The 23,421-nt window shown below is 44.3% G+C and carries 19 protein-coding genes; 1 reads left to right on the top strand and 18 read right to left on the bottom strand.

The features are described from left to right. Positions 1-423 carry a transcriptional regulator MntR gene (gene mntR, locus ACFQ0C_RS00440; protein ID WP_258215544.1) on the bottom strand — a complete coding sequence of 141 codons (423 nt, stop codon included), beginning with the start codon at positions 421-423 and terminating at the stop codon, positions 1-3. 266 nt (positions 424-689) lie between these two features. Between mntR and splB the strand changes: the two genes are divergently transcribed. After that, entirely contained in the window at positions 690-1,751 is a 1,062-nt protein-coding gene (gene splB / locus ACFQ0C_RS00445; protein WP_379362888.1) for a spore photoproduct lyase, read from the top strand. On the opposite strand, the gene ACFQ0C_RS00450 is transcribed toward splB, so the two are convergent. The 17 genes from ACFQ0C_RS00450 to ACFQ0C_RS00530 form a co-directional block, all read right to left on the bottom strand. Beyond that, the gene (locus tag ACFQ0C_RS00450; RefSeq protein ID WP_379362890.1) at positions 1,748-2,458 is read right to left on the bottom strand and encodes a cytochrome c biogenesis CcdA family protein; all 711 of its coding nucleotides are present in this window, start codon (positions 2,456-2,458) and stop codon (positions 1,748-1,750) included. The two genes, splB and ACFQ0C_RS00450, sit on opposite strands and share 4 nt — an antisense overlap. Positions 2,459-2,600: 142 nt before the next feature. Then, on the bottom strand, positions 2,601-3,404 hold the full coding sequence (locus ACFQ0C_RS00455; protein WP_258215547.1) for a metal ABC transporter permease: 804 nt from the start codon (positions 3,402-3,404) through the stop codon (positions 2,601-2,603). Between the two features lie 27 nt (positions 3,405-3,431). Continuing rightward, complete coding sequence (locus ACFQ0C_RS00460; RefSeq protein ID WP_258215548.1) at positions 3,432-4,226, bottom strand: metal ABC transporter ATP-binding protein; 795 nt, start codon at positions 4,224-4,226, stop codon at positions 3,432-3,434. A gap of 34 nt (positions 4,227-4,260) precedes the next feature. Next, complete coding sequence (locus tag ACFQ0C_RS00465; protein ID WP_379362893.1) at positions 4,261-5,250, bottom strand: metal ABC transporter solute-binding protein, Zn/Mn family; 990 nt, start codon at positions 5,248-5,250, stop codon at positions 4,261-4,263. A gap of 202 nt (positions 5,251-5,452) precedes the next feature. Beyond that, positions 5,453-6,526 carry a Gfo/Idh/MocA family protein gene (locus ACFQ0C_RS00470; RefSeq protein WP_379362895.1) on the bottom strand — a complete coding sequence of 358 codons (1,074 nt, stop codon included), beginning with the start codon at positions 6,524-6,526 and terminating at the stop codon, positions 5,453-5,455. Between the two features lie 63 nt (positions 6,527-6,589). Further along, positions 6,590-8,611: a methionine--tRNA ligase gene (gene metG / locus ACFQ0C_RS00475; protein WP_379362897.1), complete on the bottom strand. Its 2,022-nt coding sequence runs from the start codon at positions 8,609-8,611 to the stop codon at positions 6,590-6,592. A gap of 434 nt (positions 8,612-9,045) precedes the next feature. Further along, positions 9,046-9,276, bottom strand: a complete 231-nt coding sequence (yidD, locus tag ACFQ0C_RS00480) for a membrane protein insertion efficiency factor YidD (RefSeq protein WP_258215552.1) — start codon at positions 9,274-9,276, stop codon at positions 9,046-9,048. A 67-nt stretch (positions 9,277-9,343) separates the two neighbouring features. Next, a complete protein-coding gene (locus tag ACFQ0C_RS00485; protein WP_379362900.1) occupies positions 9,344-10,819 on the bottom strand; it encodes a hypothetical protein in 1,476 nt (491 codons plus the stop codon). Between the two features lie 102 nt (positions 10,820-10,921). Further along, a complete protein-coding gene (locus tag ACFQ0C_RS00490; RefSeq protein WP_379362902.1) occupies positions 10,922-11,728 on the bottom strand; it encodes an inositol monophosphatase family protein in 807 nt (268 codons plus the stop codon). A gap of 92 nt (positions 11,729-11,820) precedes the next feature. Next, the gene (gene murA / locus ACFQ0C_RS00495; RefSeq protein ID WP_379362904.1) at positions 11,821-13,110 is read right to left on the bottom strand and encodes a UDP-N-acetylglucosamine 1-carboxyvinyltransferase; all 1,290 of its coding nucleotides are present in this window, start codon (positions 13,108-13,110) and stop codon (positions 11,821-11,823) included. A gap of 34 nt (positions 13,111-13,144) precedes the next feature. Next, a complete protein-coding gene (locus ACFQ0C_RS00500) occupies positions 13,145-13,852 on the bottom strand; it encodes an FHA domain-containing protein (protein ID WP_379362906.1) in 708 nt (235 codons plus the stop codon). A 526-nt stretch (positions 13,853-14,378) separates the two neighbouring features. After that, the gene (locus ACFQ0C_RS00505; protein ID WP_379362908.1) at positions 14,379-15,509 is read right to left on the bottom strand and encodes a glycoside hydrolase family 88 protein; all 1,131 of its coding nucleotides are present in this window, start codon (positions 15,507-15,509) and stop codon (positions 14,379-14,381) included. Between the two features lie 53 nt (positions 15,510-15,562). After that, a complete protein-coding gene (locus ACFQ0C_RS00510) occupies positions 15,563-17,419 on the bottom strand; it encodes a heparinase II/III family protein (protein ID WP_379362910.1) in 1,857 nt (618 codons plus the stop codon). Positions 17,420-17,503: 84 nt separating this feature from the next. Continuing rightward, positions 17,504-19,117, bottom strand: a complete 1,614-nt coding sequence (locus tag ACFQ0C_RS00515) for a response regulator transcription factor (protein WP_379362912.1) — start codon at positions 19,115-19,117, stop codon at positions 17,504-17,506. Then, positions 19,110-20,912, bottom strand: coding sequence for a cache domain-containing sensor histidine kinase (locus ACFQ0C_RS00520; RefSeq protein WP_379362914.1), 1,803 nt, complete (start codon positions 20,910-20,912; stop codon positions 19,110-19,112). Before ACFQ0C_RS00520 ends, ACFQ0C_RS00515 begins: the two co-directional genes overlap by 8 nt. A gap of 136 nt (positions 20,913-21,048) precedes the next feature. Then, positions 21,049-22,428, bottom strand: a complete 1,380-nt coding sequence (locus ACFQ0C_RS00525; protein WP_379362916.1) for an ABC transporter substrate-binding protein — start codon at positions 22,426-22,428, stop codon at positions 21,049-21,051. A gap of 130 nt (positions 22,429-22,558) precedes the next feature. Beyond that, positions 22,559-23,392 carry a carbohydrate ABC transporter permease gene (locus ACFQ0C_RS00530; protein ID WP_258215562.1) on the bottom strand — a complete coding sequence of 278 codons (834 nt, stop codon included), beginning with the start codon at positions 23,390-23,392 and terminating at the stop codon, positions 22,559-22,561. Positions 23,393-23,421: the final 29 nt, after the last annotated feature.

Here is a 23,421-nt window from a genome sequence, read left to right on the forward strand (position 1 = left end):
CTAAGTTTCGTCCATTTCTTTTTTCAAATTCATAAGGTCCTGAAGTCTAATAGGGTCACGCTTAAAATATTCGACCAAAGTTTCAATGCATGTAATCGAATCCCAGCTCAGGTGATGCTCAATACCTTCCACATCTTTATAGATCGTATCTTCCGATACGCCAATAACAGTTAAAAATTCCTCCAATAGCTGATGCCGGACAACCAATCGTTTGCCCATCTTCTGTCCTTTAGAAGTTAATACCAGACCACGGTATTTTTCATACACCAAATAATTGTCCTTATCCAGTTTCTGAATCATTTTGGTAACAGAGGAAGGGTGTACTTCTAAACCTTCGGCGATATCGGATACACGTGCATACCCTTTCTCGTCTATTAATTTATAGATCCTCTCCAGATAGTCCTCCATACTCGGTGTAGCCATTTAGCTTTCCTCCCGTAATTCATAAAACCTGGCAACATATAATTCCCATGAGTGAACCGCAGCGGTTCTGATCAAACTAGGCTCATTATAAGCGCCTTTTACTATAACACAGCCTAATGGTTGACGCAAGTTAAGCATGAGGAGTAAATTAACTTGCTTAAAATAAGCATAACGCATAATGAAATCCTGACTCATACATCGATTCAATTGATGCTTACAGCGCAGCGCAGACTAACTAAGAACGTAACATTGGAGGCAACATAACCATGTCAACTGGACTGCTCACTCCCCCCATACGGCAAACGCAGGTTTTTGTTCCAGAGCTGGTTTATTTTGAACCGGATGCATTAAATTATCCCAAAGGCCAGCGAATACTTGAATGGGCCAAGCAGCAAGGCTTACCTATTCAAATGACTACCTCTCACAACCGAATTACTAATCTGCCCGGTGAAAGTGACCTGGAGAAATACAAAATAGCTAAGCGAACGCTTGTCGTAGGAATTCGTAAAACTTTAAAATTCGATACTTCCAAGCCTTCCGCCGAATATGCAATCCCAATTGCCACAGGCTGTATGGCTCACTGCCACTATTGCTACCTGCAAACTACTCTGGGAGCCAAACCCTATATCCGAGTCTATGTAAACACAGATGACATTCTAAAAGCCGCCAAGCAGTATATCGAAGAACGGGCTCCCGAAATAACAAGATTTGAAGCGGCTTGTACCTCCGATCCTGTCGGTCTGGAGCATATAAGCGGATCATTAAAAGAGCTAATAGAATTCATGGCACAGGAGCCGCTCGGACGCCTCAGATTTGTAACCAAATTCCATCACGTGGAACCACTTCTCGGGTTAAAACACAATAAACATACTCGTTTTCGGTTTAGTGTTAATGCTGATTATGTAATCAAAAATTTTGAACCGGCGACCTCCAGCTTTTATGAACGAATAACAGCGGCAGGACAGGTTGCCCAAGCTGGTTATCCACTCGGCTTCATTATCGCTCCAATAATATGGCATGAGGGCTGGGAAAATGGCTATCAGGAGCTGCTGGAGAAATTAAAAGAGGCGCTTCCTGAAGAAGCTACCTCTGATCTAACCTTTGAATTGATCCAGCATCGTTTCACCAAAACAGCCAAAACCGTCATCCAGCAGCGTTATCCCAAAACAAAGTTAGAGTTAGATGAAACGAAGCGCAAATACAAATGGGGCCGCTGGGGTCAAGGCAAATATGTGTACCCGGATGACCAAGCCAATGCTTTGCGAGAATTCATTACAGAACAGATCTTTGAGAAATTTCCGCAAGCCAAAATTGATTATTTCACTTAAAACTTCAAATAGTCGGGGGTTATTTGATTCAACCATATGGTAATTCGGGTCATCTGATCCGTATAAAGGAGAATGGCCATAATAATCATTAATCCTCCGCCAAGTTTCATAATTAACGATGAATAGCGCAATATCCATTTGGTCGTGCCGATAAAAAAGGCAAGTATTACAAAGGGAATGGCAAACCCGAGCGAATACGCTGTAATCAGGGGTACCCATGAATCCGGATTTGTCGCCGCTAATGCCAAAATCGCAGATAAAATCGGGCCAATACAAGGAGACCAGCCAGCTGCGAAGCCCATTCCTACCAGGATGCTTCCGAGGTAGCCTGCCGGCTTCAGCTTCCATTGAAGCTTACGCTCTCTCAAAAGCCATTGCGGTTGAAAGATGCCCAGCAAGAACAAGCCCATAGCAAAAATCAACAGCGCCGCGATTTGCCGCAATAAATCCTTGTAATCAATAAACAGGTTGGATACGACGCTGGCCCCCCAGCCCAAGCTGTAAAAAATAATCGAGAAGCCGGCAACAAAGCAAAGCGTATGTAAAATGGTTTTGCTGCGAATCTCCGTTCCGGAGTCCGCATTCTTAAGCTGACTGACGGATATCCCTGTTATATAGGATAAATAGGAAGGATACAACGGCAAGCAGCAGGGTGATATGAATGATGCAAAGCCTGCCCATAGGGCAATCCATAGATTAATTTCCAAACATTTACGCCCCCTAAATCCAGAGAATAATCTCTGATCCTACCCCTCATTATATCGAATTTTTCAACTTGCACGGATAACCTTTTCGAAAATTATGTGTCTCTCTTGCTCCATGCAATGAAATAATTCCATCCCATTTATACTATAAGCGAAATCCCCTTTTAATAAATAAGCTCAAAATCAACAGCCCGATTAAAAATAGAACAATAGTAGCTCCCGGTGCCAAATCCCACATTCCTGCAGCAAACAAGCCGCCGACAACGGAAACCTCGGAGAATAGAACCGACCAAAAGATCGACTTTTTAAAGCTTTTGGCTACAAGCAAGCTGCATGCGACAGGGATGGTTAATAGCGAGGAAACCAGCAGCGCCCCCACTATTTTTATCGCAACGCTAATAACAAGTGCAGTGAGCATCGTAATCATGATGTTGTAAAAACGAAGCGGCAAACCGCTGACGCCAGCAGCGTCTTCATCGAAAAACATCAAAAACAACTCTTTATAGTTCAGCAATATAACTCCGACAACTATAACCGTTACTCCAAAAACCACCCACAGATCAAAATTATCCAAGGTGTAAATACTGCCGAAAAAATAGCTCATAACATTCATATTAAAGCCTTTGCCCAGTGTAAACAGCAAGGTAGCCAGAGCAACGCCGCCTGACATGATGATCGCGATGGATAATTCCGCATATGATTTATATGCCTTGCGCAGCCTCTCTATGGCAAAGGACGCCAGCAGCGCAAATATGAGCCCGACTCCAATAGGATACACATTGATCAAGAAACCAAGCGCAATTCCCGCTATCGAAACGTGGGCAAGTGTATCTCCGATCATCGATAATCTGCGGAGAACAAGAAATACGCCCATTAATGGCGCAGTAAGCCCGATTAATATACCGCCCAATAAGGCGCGTTGAAAAAAATATTCTGAAAAAATGTCCAACTGACTCGCTCCTAGCTCCAGCTTTCATTAAACCAACACTTCCATTTGCTCCCGCAGCTGCTGGATGGAATGCGTCAAATTCGTTTCTTTGCAATTTTCAGGCTCATGCGTATGCTTAACGTAAAAAGATAAAGCCCCGCTTTTTTGGGCAGGCTCGTTTCCAATATAAGATTGTACCATATCCATATCATGTGATACCAGAAGAAATGTAATATGGTGATGCTGATGCATATGGCGGATCATCCGGAAAAAACCTGCTTGCGTTTCGGCGTCAATACCTACCGTAGGTTCATCCAGGATGAGCAGCTGCGGATTGTTAATTAATGCCCGTGCCAGAAATACGCGCTGCTGTTGTCCTCCTGAAAGCTGTCCTATGCGACGGTCTGCCAAGTCCTCAATGCGCATTGCATAAAGCGCGTCCTCGCATTTTTGCTGCTCCGCCTTACCTATCCGGCGAAACATATTCTTCTTGCCATACAGACCGGATAGCACTACTTCCCGTACGGTAGCCGGGAACAGCGGATTAAAGGCATTTTTCTGCGGCACATAGCCGATACGTTCCCAATCGCGGAATGTACTTATTGGCTGACCGAACAAACGTATTTCCCCCTGCGACGGCTTCAGCAGGCCAACGATCATTTTCAACAATGTTGTTTTCCCTGCTCCATTGGATCCGATCAGCCCAACAAAATCACGTTCCAAAACAGTAAAATTGAGATGCTCTATCACTTGTTTATTCTCATAAAAAAAAGAGACGTCATCAACTGTGACGATACTCTGATGACATCCTGCATTGCCAATAGGTGATGCATTGGAATCCATAGATATTAGCTCCTTCTTCAACAGGCTCTTCCTTCTATTGTAATGCTTTTATTAAATTATTCAAATTGCTGTTCATAATTGATATATAATCTGCTCCAGCCTTTGACTGCTCCTCTGTTAAACCTTCGATCGGATTTAGCACGGCTGTTTCCACTTTTGCATCCTTGGCCAATGTTTTGGCTAATTTGTCGGAGACCAGCTCCTCGAAGAAAATAATTTTGACATTATTCGTACGAATGAATTCATTAATATTTTTTAAGTCCTTGGAGGTTGGTTCCGCGTCAGGAGATAGGCCCATAATAGGTTTTTGTATCAAACCGTATTCTTTCGCCAAATATCCGAATGATTGGTGAGTTACAACAATTTCTTTTTTCGACAAACCGGATAGTGTCTGCTTATATTTATTATGCAGTTGGTCAAGCTGAGCTGCATATTGATTATAATTGGCTTCATAATCAGCTTTATGGGCCGCATCGACTTTTATCAAATTATCCTTGACGGTCTGCGCCATTTTTTTGGCATTTACAGGACTTAGCCATACATGTGGATCCCAGTGGCCTTCATGCACTTGTGCGTCCTTGGCTTTTTCTTTATTGCTGCTATCTTTTTTCTCAGCCTCATGTCCATGCTCATCCTCCTCGGCAGCCTCGATTAGATCAAGACCTTTACTAGCTTCGACTACCAATTGTTTGGAGTCCTTGGGCATGCTGCTAAGCGTATCATCCACCCAGCCCTCAAAGCCGGCACCTAAATAAAGAAACATTTCAGCTTTAGTAATATTCTGTATATCGCGTCCTTTAGGCGACCAATCGTGAGGCTCTACTCCTGCAGGAACGAGGTTAATGACATTGACATGATCGCCGCCAATTTTTTTCGCGAAATCATAGAGTGGATAGAAGCTGGCAACAACATTGATTTTTCCCGAAACCAGCGTAGCTTGCGGCTTACCGCAACCAGATAACATGATCGACAATATTAAAATTAGTAGTGCAGGAATTACAATAGCTCTCTTAACAGCAGACATTTACGAACACTCCTTATGTAAATCGTAATTATTTTTATTAACAGATTTGATTATACGACCGGACTCTCAAAATTGTCAACTATTAATAATATTTACGATTAGATACGTTTTAAACTTCATTAATATAAAAAAAACAGCATCCAACCGAATGTTCCCGGTTTGAATGCTGTTACTATTAACTGTCACATAAGAGTTGCAGCTACTATTCGACACGGACCGCTTGAAGCTGAGCTTTCACACATAGCTCAACCGCTTTGAATGCATGATCTTGAGTCATGGCATTCTCTGTACGATTGATGCAGTCAAGCACAAGCTGACCGAAGAACGGATAGCCCACTTGGCCGCGGAGTGAATAATGCTTCTCACCTTCATGATTGACCAAATATAAATGGTCTCCAGACGGGTCACGTGCAATATCAATGTATTTACGAATCTCAATGTAACCTTCGGTTCCAAGAATCGTCATCCGACCGTCTCCCCAAGTACCCAGGCCGTCTGGCGTTAACCAGTCAACACGGAAGTAGTTGGTTGCTCCATTGTCAGCAATCAGGGTAGCATCGCCAAAATCCTCGAGCTCCGGATAGTTCTTGTTCTTGTAGTTTGCAACCTTACTGTTGACAACTGTTGCATCCTTAGCTCCTGTGAAATACAAGAACTGCTCAATTTGATGGCTGCCGATATCACATAGAATACCGCCGTATTTATCAGCTTCAAAAAACCAATCCGGTCTGGACGGCGCATTCAAGCGATGAGGACCAAATCCAATAACTTGAACTACGCGGCCGATAGCGCCCTGCTCAATTAATTGACCAGCAAACACCGCACTTTCAACATGCAGACGTTCACTATAGTAAACCATATATTTACGACCGGTTTCTTTCACTTTCGCTTTAGCTTGCTCTAATTGCTCCAGAGACGTTAGCGGTGTTTTATCTGTAAAGTAATCTTTGCCATGATCCATAACACGAAGACCTAATGCGCAGCGCTTTGATGGTACAGCCGCACCAGCTACCAGCTTAATGGACGGATTGTTCAAAATTTCCTCTTCGGAAGCAGCGGCTTTAGCTTGAGGAAACTTGTTAATAAACGCTTCGACTTTCGCCGGATCCGGATCATAAACAGCGACCAAATCAGCGCCAGCCTCAATCAGTCCATTACACATCCCATAAATATGGCCGTGATCCAATGCAATTGCTGCAAAAGCAAATTCTCCCTTGTTAACAACCGGATTTGGCTTGCCTTGCGGTGCATAATTCATTCCATCCTTGTTTTGCATAAGAACTAAAACCTCCTGGTAATTAGATCATGATTATTAGTAAATTGTTAACGTGAACAATCCTCATTTTACCACAGATCCATTAGGAAGTGCATCAGAAATTGTAGCTAAAGTTAATTGATCTCCATGTGATGCTGCAAGAATCATTCCTTGTGACAATTCCCCTCTTAATTTGACCGGTTTCAGGTTAGTCACGCAGATGACTTTACGGCCGACCATTTGTTCAGGCGTATAAAATTTGGCGATGCCAGAGACAACCTGGCGCTGCTCTGTACCCAGATCCAGCTGCAGCTTCAGCAGCTTGTCAGCGCCCTTCACCGGCTCAGCTGCCAGCACCTCAGCTACGCGCAGCTCAACTTTAAAGAAATCATCAATCGAGATTTCTTGGGTTTCAACTTCCGCGGTAGCGGTCTGTTTCGAAGCTTCAGCAGGCTTCTTGCCTGCTTTCTGCACACTTCCCCCGGCAGGAGCAGCTGAATCTGGAGCAGCAGCTTCGAGTGTCCCTCCCATTGCCTCAACGATCGAGGAAACCTCCTTCGCCAGCTCAAGACGCGGGAACATTACCTCGCCCTTCACAACTTGAATTCCGCTAGGCAGTGTGCCAAAGCTGTGAATGGTGTCCCATGCAGTCAATGGGCCTTCGCTTATACCAAGCTGTGCCCACATTTTATGCGGTGTAAGCGTCAGGAATGGCTGCAGTAACACGGAAGTTATGCGCAATGATTCAGCCAGACAATAAAGTACAGAGCCCAATACAGGGCGTTTGCTCTCTTCCTTGACCAGCGACCATGGCTGCGTCTCGTCAATATATTTATTGGTGCGGCTTACCATCTGCCAAAGTGCGGTTAAAGCAACGGAAAACTCCATTTTTTCCATCGCTTCCTCAACCTTGATTACTGTTGTGCGAATCGTTTCCAACAGAGCTGCGTCGTATTCAGTTGCACCTTCGATGTAAGGCTGAATCGTACCGTTAAAATATTTATCGATCATAACTACAGTTCGGCTAAGCAGATTACCCAAGTCATTGGCCAAATCGAAATTAATCCGTTCAATGAAGCTCTCCGGCGTAAAAGCTCCATCCGAGCCGAACGGCACCTCACGCAGCAAATAATACCGCAATGCATCGAGACCGTAACGATCAATTAGCATAACCGGATCGACAACATTCCCTTTGGACTTGGACATTTTTCCATCCTTCGTCAACAGCCAACCATGACCGAATACTTTCTTAGGCAGCGGAAGATCGAGCGCCATCAGCATGATTGGCCAATAGATCGTATGGAAGCGGACAATTTCTTTTCCGACCAGATGAACATCCGCCGGCCAGTAGGTCCGATATTTGCTGTCATCCTCACTGCCGTATCCTAGGGCTGTAATATAGTTGGATAATGCATCGATCCATACATAAATAACATGCTTGGGATCATTCGGCACTTTAACTCCCCAGTCAAACGTCGTTCGGGATACAGCAAGATCCTCAAGACCCGGCTTGATGAAGTTGTTGATCATTTCATTCTTGCGGGATTCCGGTTGAATGAACTCCGGATTTTCTTCGTAAAATTTAAGCAAGCGGTCTGCATACTTACTCATGCGGAAGAAATAGCTATCTTCTTTAATTAATTCAACGGGACGGCCGCAATCCGGGCATTTACCGTCAACCAGCTTATTTTCCAAGAAAAACGATTCACAGGGTGTACAATACCAGCCTTCATAGGTGCCTAAATAAATATCTCCCTGCTCCATCAACTGAGCAAAAATTTTCTCAACCGATTGTTTATGACGCGATTCCGTAGTACGAATAAAATCGTCATAGGAAATATCAAGCTTTTTCCATAAGTCTTTAATGCCCGCTACCACTTCATCAACGAATTGCTGCGGAGTAACTCCCTTTTCCTGCGCCTTCCGTTCAATCTTTTGACCATGCTCGTCAGTACCCGTCAAGTAAAGAACATTGAAGCCTTTCAGCCTCTTGTAGCGTGCCATCGCATCCCCAGCCACGGTTGTATAAGCGTGCCCGATATGCAGCTTGTCGCTCGGGTAATAAATCGGCGTTGTAATGTAAAACGATTTTTGTTGCTCAGTCATGTCACTCGGCCTCCTTCAGGTTTAAAAAAAAACAAAAGAAGCCCTGTCCATCTTGGGACGAGAGCTTGTGCTCACGCGGTACCACCCAACTTCCCCCGCTTCCGTGTTAGGAAGACAAGGCTCAGCAGTCATGTTGCGACTTTCCGTTAACGCCGGAACTGCGATGACTATTTATTCGCCGCTTCCCAAGCTCGAAGCTGTTTCTTCGGCAAACTCATAGTCATATCCTCCAGGACCATCTTCCTCTATTTCAGTCAACCGGCTCTCAGCACAACACCGGCTCTCTGTATGACCTCTGCAGAGTACTCATCCGTTCATAGGCAATTCAAATATATGGTTAAGCCAAATATAGCGGAATATACGGACTCATGTCAAGTTAATGGCCTGATTCACGTTTCTTCATGTTTACATAGTTGGAGCAGAGCTTCAATGAATTACTTCTTTTTTCCTGAAGCAGGGGGCACGTGGTCGATCCCTCCCGGGTGAAAGGGATGGCATTTGCACACTCTCTTCACACTGAGCCAAGTCCCCTTGGCAGGGCCATGCAGCTCGAGAGCATCCAATGCATACTGCGAGCAGGTTGGATAAAAGCGGCAGGTCGGCGGCTTGAGCGGAGAAATAAATTTGCGGTAAAACAGCACCAAGGCTAGAAGCATCCGTTTCATAAAATACACCTCCGAAAAGCAGCAGCCTGGTTCTAAGGCCAGTCCATATTTGTCTTCCTACTCGATTCTAGTCGTTCAAACTGCTATAAGTCAAACTGGTATCTTCTATAATCCAATCGTTTAAATACAAATTGATGGAGTTGATCGTGTGTGCTTGAAATATTTCTTTCATTTTTCCATCTTTTAGTAACAGGCTATAGAAGTTCGAAGTGCTTTGGTTGTAATCAATTGTCTTCCAAATATGCCCCTTGTCTACCCTATACCCTAAATAATAAGCATTTTCCCCGGATCGCCAATATGTCCCATTTTCGAGGTCTACAAAGAAAGGAGGATCGTAAGCCTCTGTGTATGGAGACCAGGTATAAACCTGATCTTGATTAGTCAGCTCTTCCAGATTGACATTCTTGAGTTCAGATAGAGTTCCTGACAACAAATTTAAGGTTTTGTAGCTTACACTCGCCTTTTGGTCCTCGGTTTGCAGCTTCTTATCAATTTCAAAATAGCGTATAAGAGCGATTTCTAGATCAGGTATCCAGCCTGCCAGCTCCAAGTGAACGCCACCGCCCGGAGTCTCGATCTGATGTTGAATTTTTCCGAATTCGTCCATAATCATCAAGCCTTGCGGGGCTAAGATATCACTTTCTCCTCCAGTCATCCAATGCTCAGCTCCATCTTCAAAAGCATAGTGTCGCACCAAGTAGCGGTTGTCCGGACTCCAGCTTACGTTCAGCCCGATGCTCCCGGGCAAGCTCGGCTCTGACAACAAGCTGCCATCCAGAAAGTATAGTTTATCTTTATGCCAGAACCGTTCTCCGTCAGGTGATCGTAAAATTGAATATCTGGGCCATGTGCTAGGAAATCGGTCATCCGACACGTGGAAGCTCCCCTGATCCAAATCATAAACACGTAATTTCCCTTCGGAAAAAGAGGGAAGAATCAGCTTATCCTTGCTATAATTGAGCCAACCCGGCATAAAAAAATCAGGAGAAGCTTGTTCAGGCTGTTTGTCGAACAATACCTTTTTCTCGCCCGTGTATATATTCATTTGTTCAATGTTGTAAAATGTTTCTGTCTCAGGTGTGCCATGCACCGCTACATAAATGATATGCTCAGCATCTATAAAGCCAAATAATTCGGTTACGCTATCCGTCATATACGAATCTGCTGTACTGCCGTACATAAGCATGTAGTTTTGAACCGATTTGGATTCAGGCCTGACAACAAGCAGATCTTTCCGGTAATGCGTTTCTCCATTAAACTGCTCTGTTCTCCTAACAACATGAACTACTGCATCCTGACTCGGAGTGGATAAGGTTTGCATCACATATCCATTATCTGCATCATTCAATACTATACGAAACCCTTTAGGAGTATCCGATACGCTTAGCTTCAAAGAGCTCTCAGCCAAAGGAACCTTTGCAGGCAGGTTGACTGCCTGGGCCTCAGCCTTTACAGAGGGGCCAAGTCCAATGACGTGACTCGAGGTTTCGGCACCTCCAACCACAGCCACCAGCAGCATGGACAACAAATATTTTAGCTTCATCCTTTACTCACAACCTCTCCGATTCTTCATAGAGAATGACGCAATAACTTGTGAAAAGTTCCATTATCCGAAAAAATAGTAATTTTTTTGCTTTGTCAGCATCTAAAGTTGTTCTGTCAAACCATCCCTTACCAGCTTAAGCATAGCGTCCTTACGGTCTGGAGGACAAGCGATGATATACGGTTCCGGGTTCATACCGGTAAACGGATTCCCGTTGAAATCCAGAATTAATCCCCCTGCTTCGCGTACGAGCAGCAAACCGGAGTAAAGGTCATCGCCTTCGGAATTGTACAGTACAATCCCGTCCAATTGTCCGCGAGCCAGCATACTCCACTGCATCGTTGGAGCCCACAGCCTCATCATCCGCTTCGTATGCTTCTCTATATGCGCTCTCAATTGTACCGCTCGTGCCTCCTGCTGTACTTTATGTCCTTGAATCCAACCCACCGTTAAACGACTTGGCATCGTTCTCGGCTGTATCCTCAAAGCTTGTTCATTACAGGCAGCTCCCTGATTGTAGACAGCCGTATACATTTTATCCAGGATTGTATCGTATATAACACCAAGCATAGGCTCCTTCTTGTAAATAAGCGTAAGTGAGACGCCAAACAAAGGTAAGCCTACAGCAAAATTATTCGTTCCGTCCAATGGATCAACGAGCCATAGCCAATCGCTCTCGACTCCCGACCAGCCGGATTCCTCGCTGCGGATTTGGTGATCGGGAAATACTGCTCCAAGCCTGGATAAAATCTCATGCTCCGCTTTGATATCTGCTTCGGTCAGCACATCGCCAAACTCATCCTTCTCTTCCATCGTGAAGTCTTCATCGAAACAAACCCTTGCTGCATGGCCCGCAGCCTTGGCCGCCTCAACAGCCACTTTAATCGCTTTTTGCAATGTAGCTTCCATTTATGATCTGTTCCCCCATTCATCGATTTACATAAAAAAAAGAAAGCACCCTTACTTTTCGCAGGATACTTACTTAATAGAATAAATGTTTTTCATTGAAATTGCGAGATATTTCCAGCTTCTTCATTCTGGCTTCGTAAAGAAACATTAGCGCCCAAAGATCGGAACAAATGGATCGCATTCTCATAGCCCCGCTCGATATGCTCGATACCCGTAATACGGGTAACCCCCTCTGCAACTAGACCAGCCAGAAGAAGACAAGTACCTGCACGAACATCGGTAGCATGAACCCAGTTGCCTTTAAGCGGAGTGCCTCCTCTTATAAAGGCGCTTTCCTTACGTACCTCCACATCTGCACCCAATCGCTTTAACTGGTGAATATGGTTAAATCGTTTAGGATATACCCGCTCTGTCACGATACTCTTCCCTTGAGCCTGCAACAGCAGAGCGGTGAAGGGCTGCTGTAAATCAGTAGCAAATCCCGGATACATACCGGTTCTAACACGCGTAGCCCGCAGCTTACCGGTCGAATGTGCTGTTAGGCTTTGATCCGTCATCTCAAGCTCCATGCCAATCTCGCGCAGCTTGGCCATACATGAGCCCATATGCTCTGGAATAACATTATTTACAGTGATGCTGCCTCCCTTTATACCCGCAGCCATCAGAAATGCCCCAGCAATCAAACGGTCGGGAATTACGGTATAGGTACCGCCACCAAGAAACGGAACCCCATCAATACGGATGTGATCGGTCCCGGCCCCTACTATTTTGGCACCAAGCTGATTTAAGAAATTAGCTGTATCGACTACCTCAGGATCCATAGCAGCATTGTACAATCTTGTGCGACCTTCGGCTCTTACAGCGGCAAGCATGGCATTTATCGTTGCGCCAGAAGTAATCATGTCAAAGTAAATATCGGCACCGCGCAGCTGTTTCGCTTCTACGATGTAATAATCGTTAAAGAATGTAACCTCAGCACCAAGCAAACGGAGTGCCTTGATGTGTTGATCGATCGGCCGTGAAACGAAATCATCTCCGCCAGGGAATCCCACAGTGACCTTGCCGAATTTTGCCAGAAGGGCACCGACGAAATAGTAGGAAGCCCGATAAGCGGAAGCTTTCCCTGGGTCAATGACTGCACTGTGAATATAGCGTGGATCGAGCAGCATCTCTCCGGTTGGCAGCCGTTCTATTTGCAAGCCTATGTCTTTGCCGATTTGGCGGATGACGCGAAAATCATAAATATCAGGAATACCTTCCAGGGTAACCGTAGCATCTGCTAAGCATGATGCCGCAAGCAATGCTAAAGAGCTGTTCTTAGAGCCTTGAATCGAGACGGCACCGTGAAGCGGACCGCTGCTTTGTACTTGTATGTAATCCACGATCGTACCTGCTTTCCTATGGGTTTGGTTCGACTTATTCTTTTTCCAAAACATAGCCGCTGCCTCGAACAGCGCTGATCGTAAAGGTATCTTTTCCATATTTTTTGCGAATTCGATATATTAATGCATTGAGCTCATCCATACTTACGTCCGGAACCCCATCTTCTCCAGTTGAGCGCTCCTGCCAAACGGTCTTCTTGATCATATCAAAAGATACCAGCTGATTGGCATGATCGTTCAAAACTTTAATGAACCCGTATTCTTTCTCCGACATAACAATTCGTTGACCGTCAACATAGCATTCATGCTTCTCCCAGTTGATTGAAAACCCTGACTCCTGTAATCCCACTTGCCGTGGATAACTGATAGGCTCGAATTCCAGAGTCTGATCTGCAAACAAATACGAAAAATGAATAACTACCATTCCTTTTGCAAGCTTGATTATGTCAAACGAACGTAAAATATGCGGGGTATACGGTTCAATCCTGAATCCGTTAATTTCAGTTCCATGTCTGCTGCCTAAATCATATAAAACCGCTTCTTCATTCTCCCTCTTGATCATGAAATGCTTGCGGGAGATGAAGGCGTTAGAGAAAGCCAAATCTGGAATATCATCGTTCGTCATTCGCCCGACAAACAATTCCTTCGCCGACAAATTTACACAGGTGCCAGAACGATGAGGCTCTCCTCTAATCACATAGAGGCTTGCATAAGTTTCCAGCCGGGTACTGTCCAATTCCATTGCTGTGAGTCCCACCTTCACGAATACATTCATATTACAACAGCTATCTTATGATTACTGTGTGATATGACACATTCTATTGTACCATAAAAGGTTTAACGATAAATGCCCGTTCACTGACTACTGACTCACATTTCTATGACAGATAGCCATTTCATGAAAAATGACAGACAATACCCCATAATGACTGAGTCGAAGCATTAGCGGATGTAATTGTTCCGTTATGGCATGGTAAGCACAAAAAACAGAGAGATAACGGAACAACTTCTTCCGTTATCTCTCTGTTTTTGTTCAATATGTCCCTATTCGCTCCTAATAGCGGAATTCTACCTTCCGCTATCGTCTTAAATTGGAGGTAACTGATTAAATAACGGAACTTCCAGTTCCGTAAGGGATCTATAGAGGCACATAGCTGTTTCCCGCTATCCGAATATAAAAAGGAACTCGCCTGATGATTGAATCCGTAAAGATCTCAAGAATCATTGTCCGATCTGATAGCCTTCTGATACAAACTGTTTTATGCTTTTTACCAAAACAGCTCAGTATGTCCCTTCAACCGGCTCAAGCCCTCTACAAAGAAGTAATCACCATAGATAAGAGGGACATCCACGTTCTTGCCTTCAGGATAATGGCTCGTACCATGCAGAATCAAGCCTTCCTCCTGAAGATTATTCCATGCTCCGTAATTTTCAAACAAGGAACGCAATATGTCTTTGCCCGCATTGCGATAGCTATCCGCTTCCACCGAATCCACTTGATCGGCAATCAACAGCAGACCGCATGCTGCGCAAGCTCCTGCTGATGTATCCCGATACGGAGTGATATCAGGCGGGAGGCGGAAATCCCATAATGGCACATGATCCTCAGAAAGCTGTGCGATGAAGAAATGGGCCACTCGCTTGGCTGCCTGGAGATATCTCTCATCTCCCGTATACTGATAGCTTAAAGCCATCCCATATATCGCCCAAGAAGCGCCGCGGGACCATGCTGATTCCGGGGCAAAGCCTTGCCCCCCCAGAGCTTCTATCCTCTCTCCGGTATGTGGATCAAAACGAACAATATGATAAACCGAGCCATCCGGTCGAATAAAATGGTTAAGTACAGTATCCGCGTGTTCGATAGCCAGGTGCTTATACCGAGGGTCCACTGTTTGTTCGGATGCCCAATACAACAGCGGCAAGTTCATAAGACAATCGATAATAGCGATACCAGAGTTGTCCTCGCCCTCCCTCCACGGGTTCCACGCGCGGATGAAGCTGCCCTTCACGTTAAAGCGTGCTGCTAATAAATTGGCAGCTAGCAGCCCGCGGCGCTTGGCATCCTCAGCCTGCAGCAGCTTGTAGCGTGCCACGCTCGTTAAGGTCCACATAAAGCCTATATCATGGTCGAGCTTATAGTAGTTAGCAATTACTTCATCCAGCTTCAGCTCGCATTGCTCTGCTATCGATTTAAACTGCTCATCCTTAGTTTCTCTATATAATAGCCACAACAGTCCTGGCCAGAAGCCGGCTGTCCACCAATAAGAAGGCTCCAATACATAGGAACCATTCACACTTGCATGTGGAAATTGCGCCCCGATTCTCTGGCTGGTCCTGCTTACTTTATTCACCGTCTGCTGCCATGCTTCTTCTACCCATTGTTCCACTTGAATGCTCATCTTGTATTCATCTCCCTAAGAGTTTGCACGAGAAAACTTGCTTCGTTAGTTTCTTATTCAAACTGAAAGCTTAATTGGATCTTGCATATTTTCTCCTGCTGAAGCAATGTAAAATCTATTGCGAACACTTTTTTCACCACGCCAAAATGATCTGTAAACTCAAGACTCTGAACATGAGGCTGAAGGGTGTGGTGATCGTATCCAATCGTCAAACGCTGCTCCTTCCCAGGAATAACTATGGATTCACCAGATAAATCCGGTTCAAGGCAGGTCACAAATCGTTCGACTATCCCTTCTGGCACCTCGCTGAATCGATAGGAATCCTCCAGTAAGAGTACGGGATGCTCCTTCTTGCACCATGTAAAGCTTCTTTCCAGGCTTAGAAGATTCTCATCTTCATACGCAGCAGCAAGATTAAGCCGTATGGACTCTTGATCCTTTTCCAATGCCACATTCAATACTTCTGCACGGTGTGCAGCACCCTCCTTCTGCAAATGACCATTGATTATCGGCACTGAGTGGCCTTGCGATCCGTTGCAGAGATAGGAGTAACGCTCCGCTCCGAAATAGCTTTTGGTATACATGCCGGAGCCTAGGTCAGCGAGAAACGTTTCCCCTTGAGCATGCATAATAAAATGCCCGACATCATTATGATTATGCGGCTCATTATTATGTCCGCCCTTTGCTGCAAAGCAAAAAACACCTTCGTCATTCGCATATCTAGAGATAAGCCATTCCGCATCATTCAAATAATAGGTTGCTTGCCCCCAAGGCTCTCCAAGACTCGCTTTATCAGGCCGGAACCATAATATATTGCGCAGTGCCGTTGCCCACCGGTTGCAATGATCCTCCGTATAGCTCGTCCGTAAAGCCATATCAGGAATGACGACATCCGGGTAAATCCTGTTTAAATAATGGGTCAGCCCCATATGAATACGGGATTCAGGCATCGAATCGGAGAAGTTAACGACCGAGCTGCCGGTCATAAAGCATTTTTGTTGAAACAAGGCAATCCGGTGTATCTTCTCGTTAGAAAACAAATTCAGACAGCCGGCTGTTCTTTTCTTCAATAAATCGGCAAAAAACACAAAAAATCCAAAGCCGTAGTACCAATATCCGTACCCTTCTGTAGTAGCCCCATCTTCCTCGAACCCTTCCAAATAACTATCCAAGGTCCCGAGCACACGCTCCAATATTTTCGCTAAATCATCTTCATCTTTCATCATATGGAGCGCTGCAGAGCCGATAGAGCCTGCACAAACGGCTGCCCAATTATGTGTTGCTGTTTCCCAAGAGAATGGACCTTGATGAAGGTAGGGCCAGAAGATCCGACGGTAAATCTCATGTGTGATTCGGTTGCGAAGCAGCAGCGGTAATCTATTCTCCATTAATCTGAGCACTTCGCTTAAAGCAAATCCAGTTTCGGCTGCAAACAAGTCGATAACAGAAGCGTTTCCTTGAATAGCTCCTAAGTAATTATCCAAAGAATATTGTGCAGCCTGTGTTGTTTCAACCGTTGTACCCGCATGTGCAGGCAAACACCAGGTGTATTCATTGCATATCGACCAGATCGTTTCCTGCAATGCTTCCACATAATCTACACGCTCAGGCTCAAGCAAGGACATGAGGGTAAACGTATTAAGCCTCTTTCTCATAATAAAATATACTCTCTCGTACTCGAGCCGGGATCCGCTTTCTCCAAAAATACGAAATAAAGAGAAAGATAAGTCCGGTGTAGGCTGCGTTAACAGCTGCTCTGCTTCCAAGCGGATTTCATCGATCATAGGACGGTAGGATTCAGCCAGACTCAGCTCCCTCCACCATGCATCCTGACTTCCAGGGCTGAAAAGAAGTGACGAGCTATCACCTGAATATTTGCTTAGCAGCTGCTTAATCTGATTCTGATTCATATATAAGCCCCCCATAGTACACGAGTAATCTTAACTCCATACTAATGCATTTAATGCTTATAAAATACAACTTTTTTTACTTTTTCAAGTTATTTTTTGACCTCTGTATTCGACTGGTGTAACCCCTTCTGAAGCCTTGAATATTTTGATAAAATAGCTCTGATTATCGTAACCAAGCATCTCGCAAATTTTGCCTACAGGATGGCTGGTCTGATCAAGCAGCTCCTTGGCACGGATCATTTTCATCCGGGTTACATATTCAATAAAGGTTTCCCCTGTTTCCTTCTTAAACAAGCGGCTGAAGTAGCTGCTGTTCAAAAACAAATGGTCGGCCACCTCCTCCAGACTGATCCTTTTGTCCAAATGCAAGGACACATAATGACAAGCCTGCACCACTTCGGTCCGTTTGCTCTGCTCCCAAATCTCACCGGCCAATGCAATAACCGACTGAAAATGCTCTATTAGCCAATGCTCCAACTCCACTAGGGAATCGATATCCAGAATCTCTTTATGAAGGCTTTCTACAGCATACGTGGAACGAAAATATTGCAGCGACTGAAGCTTCAGCTTAAGGTCAAGCAGCAGCTTGAGCACCCAATCCTTGACCTTCTCCGGCGGAAAAGAATGCTCCTTCAGAAATTCCATCCAGTGCTTAACCGTAGGAATAATCCTATCGGCTTTCTTCTCAATCATCATTTCCCTAAATTCCTTGCTAGCCTGATCATACCAAGAGAATAAATCGATATCTCCGTCAATAAATGGACGCTGTTTCGTAATGGAGCCTTCATCCATATAAAACCGCTGAACCGTACTCGATAACAGCCCATTGAGAGCAACCTTAATTTCATCAGGACGGTAACAAATATCGCCGATAATAAAAGACATCGAAATCTTCAAATATTTGAGCAGAGCATCTTGAATCGCCTTTATTTGTATTATTGCTGTATCAAACGGATTAATCTTAAGGGTCGCATGATAGGGGTATAAGAAGAAGGACTCCTTGATTCCATAAGCAAAATGAACCTCTGGCGTATCATATCGGGCACAAACCTCGCTAATCACGTTATCCATGGCAAAGCGCAAAATGTCGTCGGACATAAAACGATGTTTGGCCAATCGATACTCGTCAACAAACCCCAGAATCGGCAGGCATGCTTTGCCCTCCATGTCTAGATTGAAGGCTTTTGCTTCCAGCAGCCAATCCTGAGGATCAATAATTGGCTGCTGCATCATTCTACGGATAAACTTCTCTTTGAGCAGCTCCTTGTTGCGATCCACCATATGCTGCAGCTGATGCTGATGCGCCTGAACCTGCTCTTCTTGATCCAAACTTACTTTGAATTGCAGCAGCAGCTTCTCCAAATCAGCCGGATCAAGCGTATCCTTGAGCACATATTCCTGCACATTAAGCTTCATGGCTTGCTGTGCGTAATGAAATTCGCTGTGGCAGGAAAGAATGGCCACCCGCAGGTTAGGCTTCTGCTCCTTAAGCAAACCAATCAGCTCGATGCCGTTCATCAAGGGCATTCCGATGTCTGTAATCAGAATATCCGGCATTTGAATAGTAGCATGCTCTAGCGCAACGGCCCCATTCTCATAGCAGCCTTGAAGCTGCAGACCGTATGCCTCCCAGTTAATCGTCTCCGATAAAAGCTGCAGTACCGGGTAATCATCATCAACAAGCATGACATTATACATAAGCAGCTGTCACCTCCACACGGGGAATATACATCGTAATGCGAGTTCCTTCCCCTTCCGAACTGTCAATTCTCATGTTAAACCTGTCGCCGTAGGTTAAGCGCATCCTTTCATGTACATTCAATAAGCCTATACTTGAAAATCCTTTTGGAGATTCCACAGCCGTCTGCTCCCTTTCCTCTCCTGACACTAGCATCTTGCGAAGCCTATGCAATATTTCTACAGGTATCCCTCTGCCATTATCCTCTACACTTAGAATCAACGTATTCTCTTCCATCCAAGCCTTCAGCATGATTGTACCGGCGGATTGTGTTAATCCATGGATTAATGCGTTCTCAATCAAGGGCTGTAGAAAAAAACGAGGTACTTTTATTAACAGAGCATCAGCTGATATGTCGGTTTTCAATAAAACGGGCTCCTTTTGCCGCATATTCATCAACACAACATAATCCATAACTATTTCTATTTCCTCATGCAAGCTGATAGTTTCTTTCTCCTGATTAATAGTCATCCGCAGCAGCTTGGAGAGCGACCCTATCATATCCGCACTTTCCCTATCCCCTCGTAGCATTACCTTCATACGAATGGAGTTGAGCACATTAAATAAGAAGTGGGGGTTTATTTGCGCTTGAAGCATAGCAAGCTCAGCTTTACGTTTGCGTGCTTGCGTATAGGATACTTCAGCAATCATCTCTTTGATCCTGTCGAGCATCTGATCGAACAAGAAGCCCAGTCGTCCAATCTCGTCCTCGCCACGAATATTCGAACGGGTCTCAAGATCGCCTTTCTGAACAGTAAGGGCCACCCTTCCCAGTCTAACGAGCGGCTTCGTAAAGGTGCCCAATAAATACAACAGCAGCAGCAAAAATACGATAAATGAAATAATTTGAAATCCGAACACTTTATTAAAAATAGCTTCAATTTTAGATATCGCCATTTTATATGGAGTTATGGAAACCAGCTTCCAGCCTGTGAAGGATAAGGAGCGTTGGGTCATCAAATACTCTTCATTGTTAACCTCAACAATATCGGAGCTGATCTGTTGGCTTTCTTGATTAACGTATGGAAATGGAAAGGTTTGCCCGATTTTCTCTCCATTATTGTGAGATAAAATAACGTTGTTAGCATCCATAATCATAAATTCCTGATTATTAGGAAGATTCTCGAAATTATGGTTCAGCTGATTTTCCATAACCGTTACAATAACATAACCGTATATAGTTGACCCCTCGCCACGAAGCGTGCGCACAACCGATAGCTGATAAGGATTTCTCACCTTCTCGGATTCAAACACGGTAGGCGTGGTTCCAACCCAATAGGATTGAAAGCCGTACAGGTTTTTCAATTGGGAAAACCACGGCTCCTTCGTTAGATTAAGAGGATTATATTCGTAGATTGAATAATTGGAGTAATAAGAACCATTGGTAAGCAGGATCGTTACGTAGCATATTTCCCCGCCAATTGTAATATTATCAATTTGCTTCATTATTTTGTTCTTATCATAAAATTCGTCATATTCCGCAGTGGGTTCCGTATAACGATGTCCCGAAACATTCGACTTGAAGATGAAATTCAGATCAGAATCCATTTGGATAGAGTTCGCAATATTGAGCATATATTTCAAAGAATTCGTTACATAGTTATTGACCAACAGCATGGACTCCTGTGAGTTCGTGATGGCCTGCTCCTTCACTGCATCTTGAGTCAAATAGTTATACGTCGCTAGGGTAATGCAGGCTGGAAGCAAAATACAAATGATAGAAACCATCATCAGCTTAAAACGAAACGACCTCATTGATAACCATCGACGTAATCGAAATTGCAGTTAAAACGCCTCCTCAAACCATTTGGGGACCTGCCCTTTAAACGTAAAAAGAGAGGGGCGGCTTGCACCATCCCCTCATATTGCAGTATTTCCTTAGTATAGCAGATTATTTTTTATTGGCGTCAATAATACCTTTAACGCGATCCTGGGAAGCTTTTACAGTTGCATCAATATCTTGTTTGCCTAAGATCATTTTCTCGAATTCCTCGTTCACTGCTTTGTAAACCTCAGCTTGGTAAGAAACCGGAGGTACGATTGCAGATGCCTTAGCATTCGCCAGAACACTGTTCAAAGAAGCTTTGTCGACTTTCTCAGGGTTTTTGGTGCCGCTAAGAATTGTGTCTGTGATTTTACCAAGATCTTCAGCTTTCACTTTGTTCCAGGATGGAATGTTCTTACCTTGAACCAATGCTCCGTCCGTAGTCAACCAGCGAATAAATTTGTATGCTTCTTCCTTGTTCTTGGAGCTTGCAGCAACTGACATATAGTCTGTAGTTACTTGAGTATAGCCGCTTGGATCAGCTGCAGTGTTTTTAGGGAATGGAGCTATAGCTACATTAAAATTCAAAGGAACCTGCTCAGTACCGCCTAGCTCTGTATTCATCCAGCTGCCTGTTACGATCATAGCTGCTTTTTGATTAAAGAATTGAGTACGGTAGTTTAACTTTTGGGAAAGCATATCAGCGTACGGAGTAGCCGATTTATCATCCTTCTCCATCTTCATACGAAGTTCCAATGATTTCTTAAAGAGCGGTGAATCCATATTGGAAGAACCGTCTGCTTTAATAAATTCCGGATTATCCTTTTGATTCTCCAATGCCAGCTTCGCATAATCCAACCAGCCGCCATTTTGCGGACCGTGGAAATAAGTACCGTATACTTTGGCAGCGCCCTCGCCTTTAGTCAGCTTCTTAGCATAATCCATGAACTCGTCCCATGTCCAATCCTTAGGAATGGCAAGTCCGGCTGCGTCCAATGCTGTTTTGTTCAAGATGACATACCAAGGGTTAAATTTACCTGGAAGGGCGTAGTACTTACCGTTCAGCTTAGTGTCAACCTTGTAATCTTCACTAACTTTATATCCGTCTTTAGTAATGTAATCATCGAGAGGAGCTACCATACCCAATGATACGCGCTGAGCGTAAGATGCCGGGTCACTGAACATAAGAACGTCCATTGCTTCCCCTGAAGCCGCTGCAAGATCAAGCTTCTTTAAAGCCTCTTGAGTATCGCCTTTCTCACTCAAACCGATAACGTTGACTTTAACATTCGGGTTCTTCTCTTGATAAGCAGCTATTGTTTTCTGCCAGTTATAGTTACCTTCTGTTCCAAAAGTATAGAAGCGAAGCTCTGTTAATTTGCCTGCAGGTGCCGCACCTTGAGTGTCATTATTTTTCTCTGTACCTGCGCCTGCACCACAGCCTGCCAACAGCCCCATGACTAACATACCGCTTACTACACTAGTACCTAGTTTCTTTTTGTTCATGTTGTTGAAACCCTCCTTGTTTTGGGCCAATCTTGTTTTTGTACAACGCTTACAATGAAATTGTATCAATTCGAGCACTTGAATCCATGCTCGTAAATTGACTTTTTTACAATTTTTTTGACTTTTCCTCTTATCCTTTGACTCCACCGGTCGCAATACCCTCGATAACACTCTTCTGACCGATCATAAATATGATTAGCAAAGGAAGAATAGATGATACAGCGGCAGCCATAATTAATGAGTAGAATTCACCGCTTAGTGAAGTGAACTTTTGCATCGCGAGCGGAATAGTGAACAGCTTATCCGTCCTCAAGAAGATCAACGGGTTCTGATAATCATTCCATGTCCAAATGAAGCGAAGAATCGCATAAGTCGCAATGGACGGCCGTACTAGCGGCAGCGCAATGGACCAAAAAATCCGAAAGTGACCAGCGCCGTCAATTTTGGCGGACTCAATAAATTCATTATGAAGTCCCATAAAAAACTGACGCAGCATAAATGTACCAAGAACACTAAAGCTGCCAAGCAGAATAAGTCCCAGGTGACTGTCAAACAGTCCGATATACCGGTATAAAATAAATTGGGGTACCAAAGTAGCTTGTCCAGGAACCATGAAGGTTGTCAGAACGATTAGAAACAGCCACTTGCTTGCCTTAAACTGTACCTTGGAGAAACCATAAGCAGCCATACTGGAAACAATTACTGAGATGGCAGTCGTAATTAAAGCAATTTTAATCGAGTTCCAGTAATATAAATAGAACGGAAATTTACCCAGCCATACTTCCGTATAGTTCTTCACTGCGTTCCATTGCTGCGGAATCCAATCGATTGGAAAATTGAACACATCCGATTCCATCTTAAAGGATGCAGACAGCATCCAAAAGAATGGCATAAGAAACAAAATGCTGACCGCAAACATAACAATGGTCACTATTACCCTTCTGAGGCTTAGAGGCTCCCTCATGTTAGTTCCCCCCGTTTCCATAATTCTCG

Source organism: Paenibacillus sp. GCM10027630, from assembly GCF_042676305.1.
In the GTDB taxonomy this organism is placed as follows: Bacteria; Bacillota; Bacilli; order Paenibacillales; family NBRC-103111; genus Paenibacillus_S.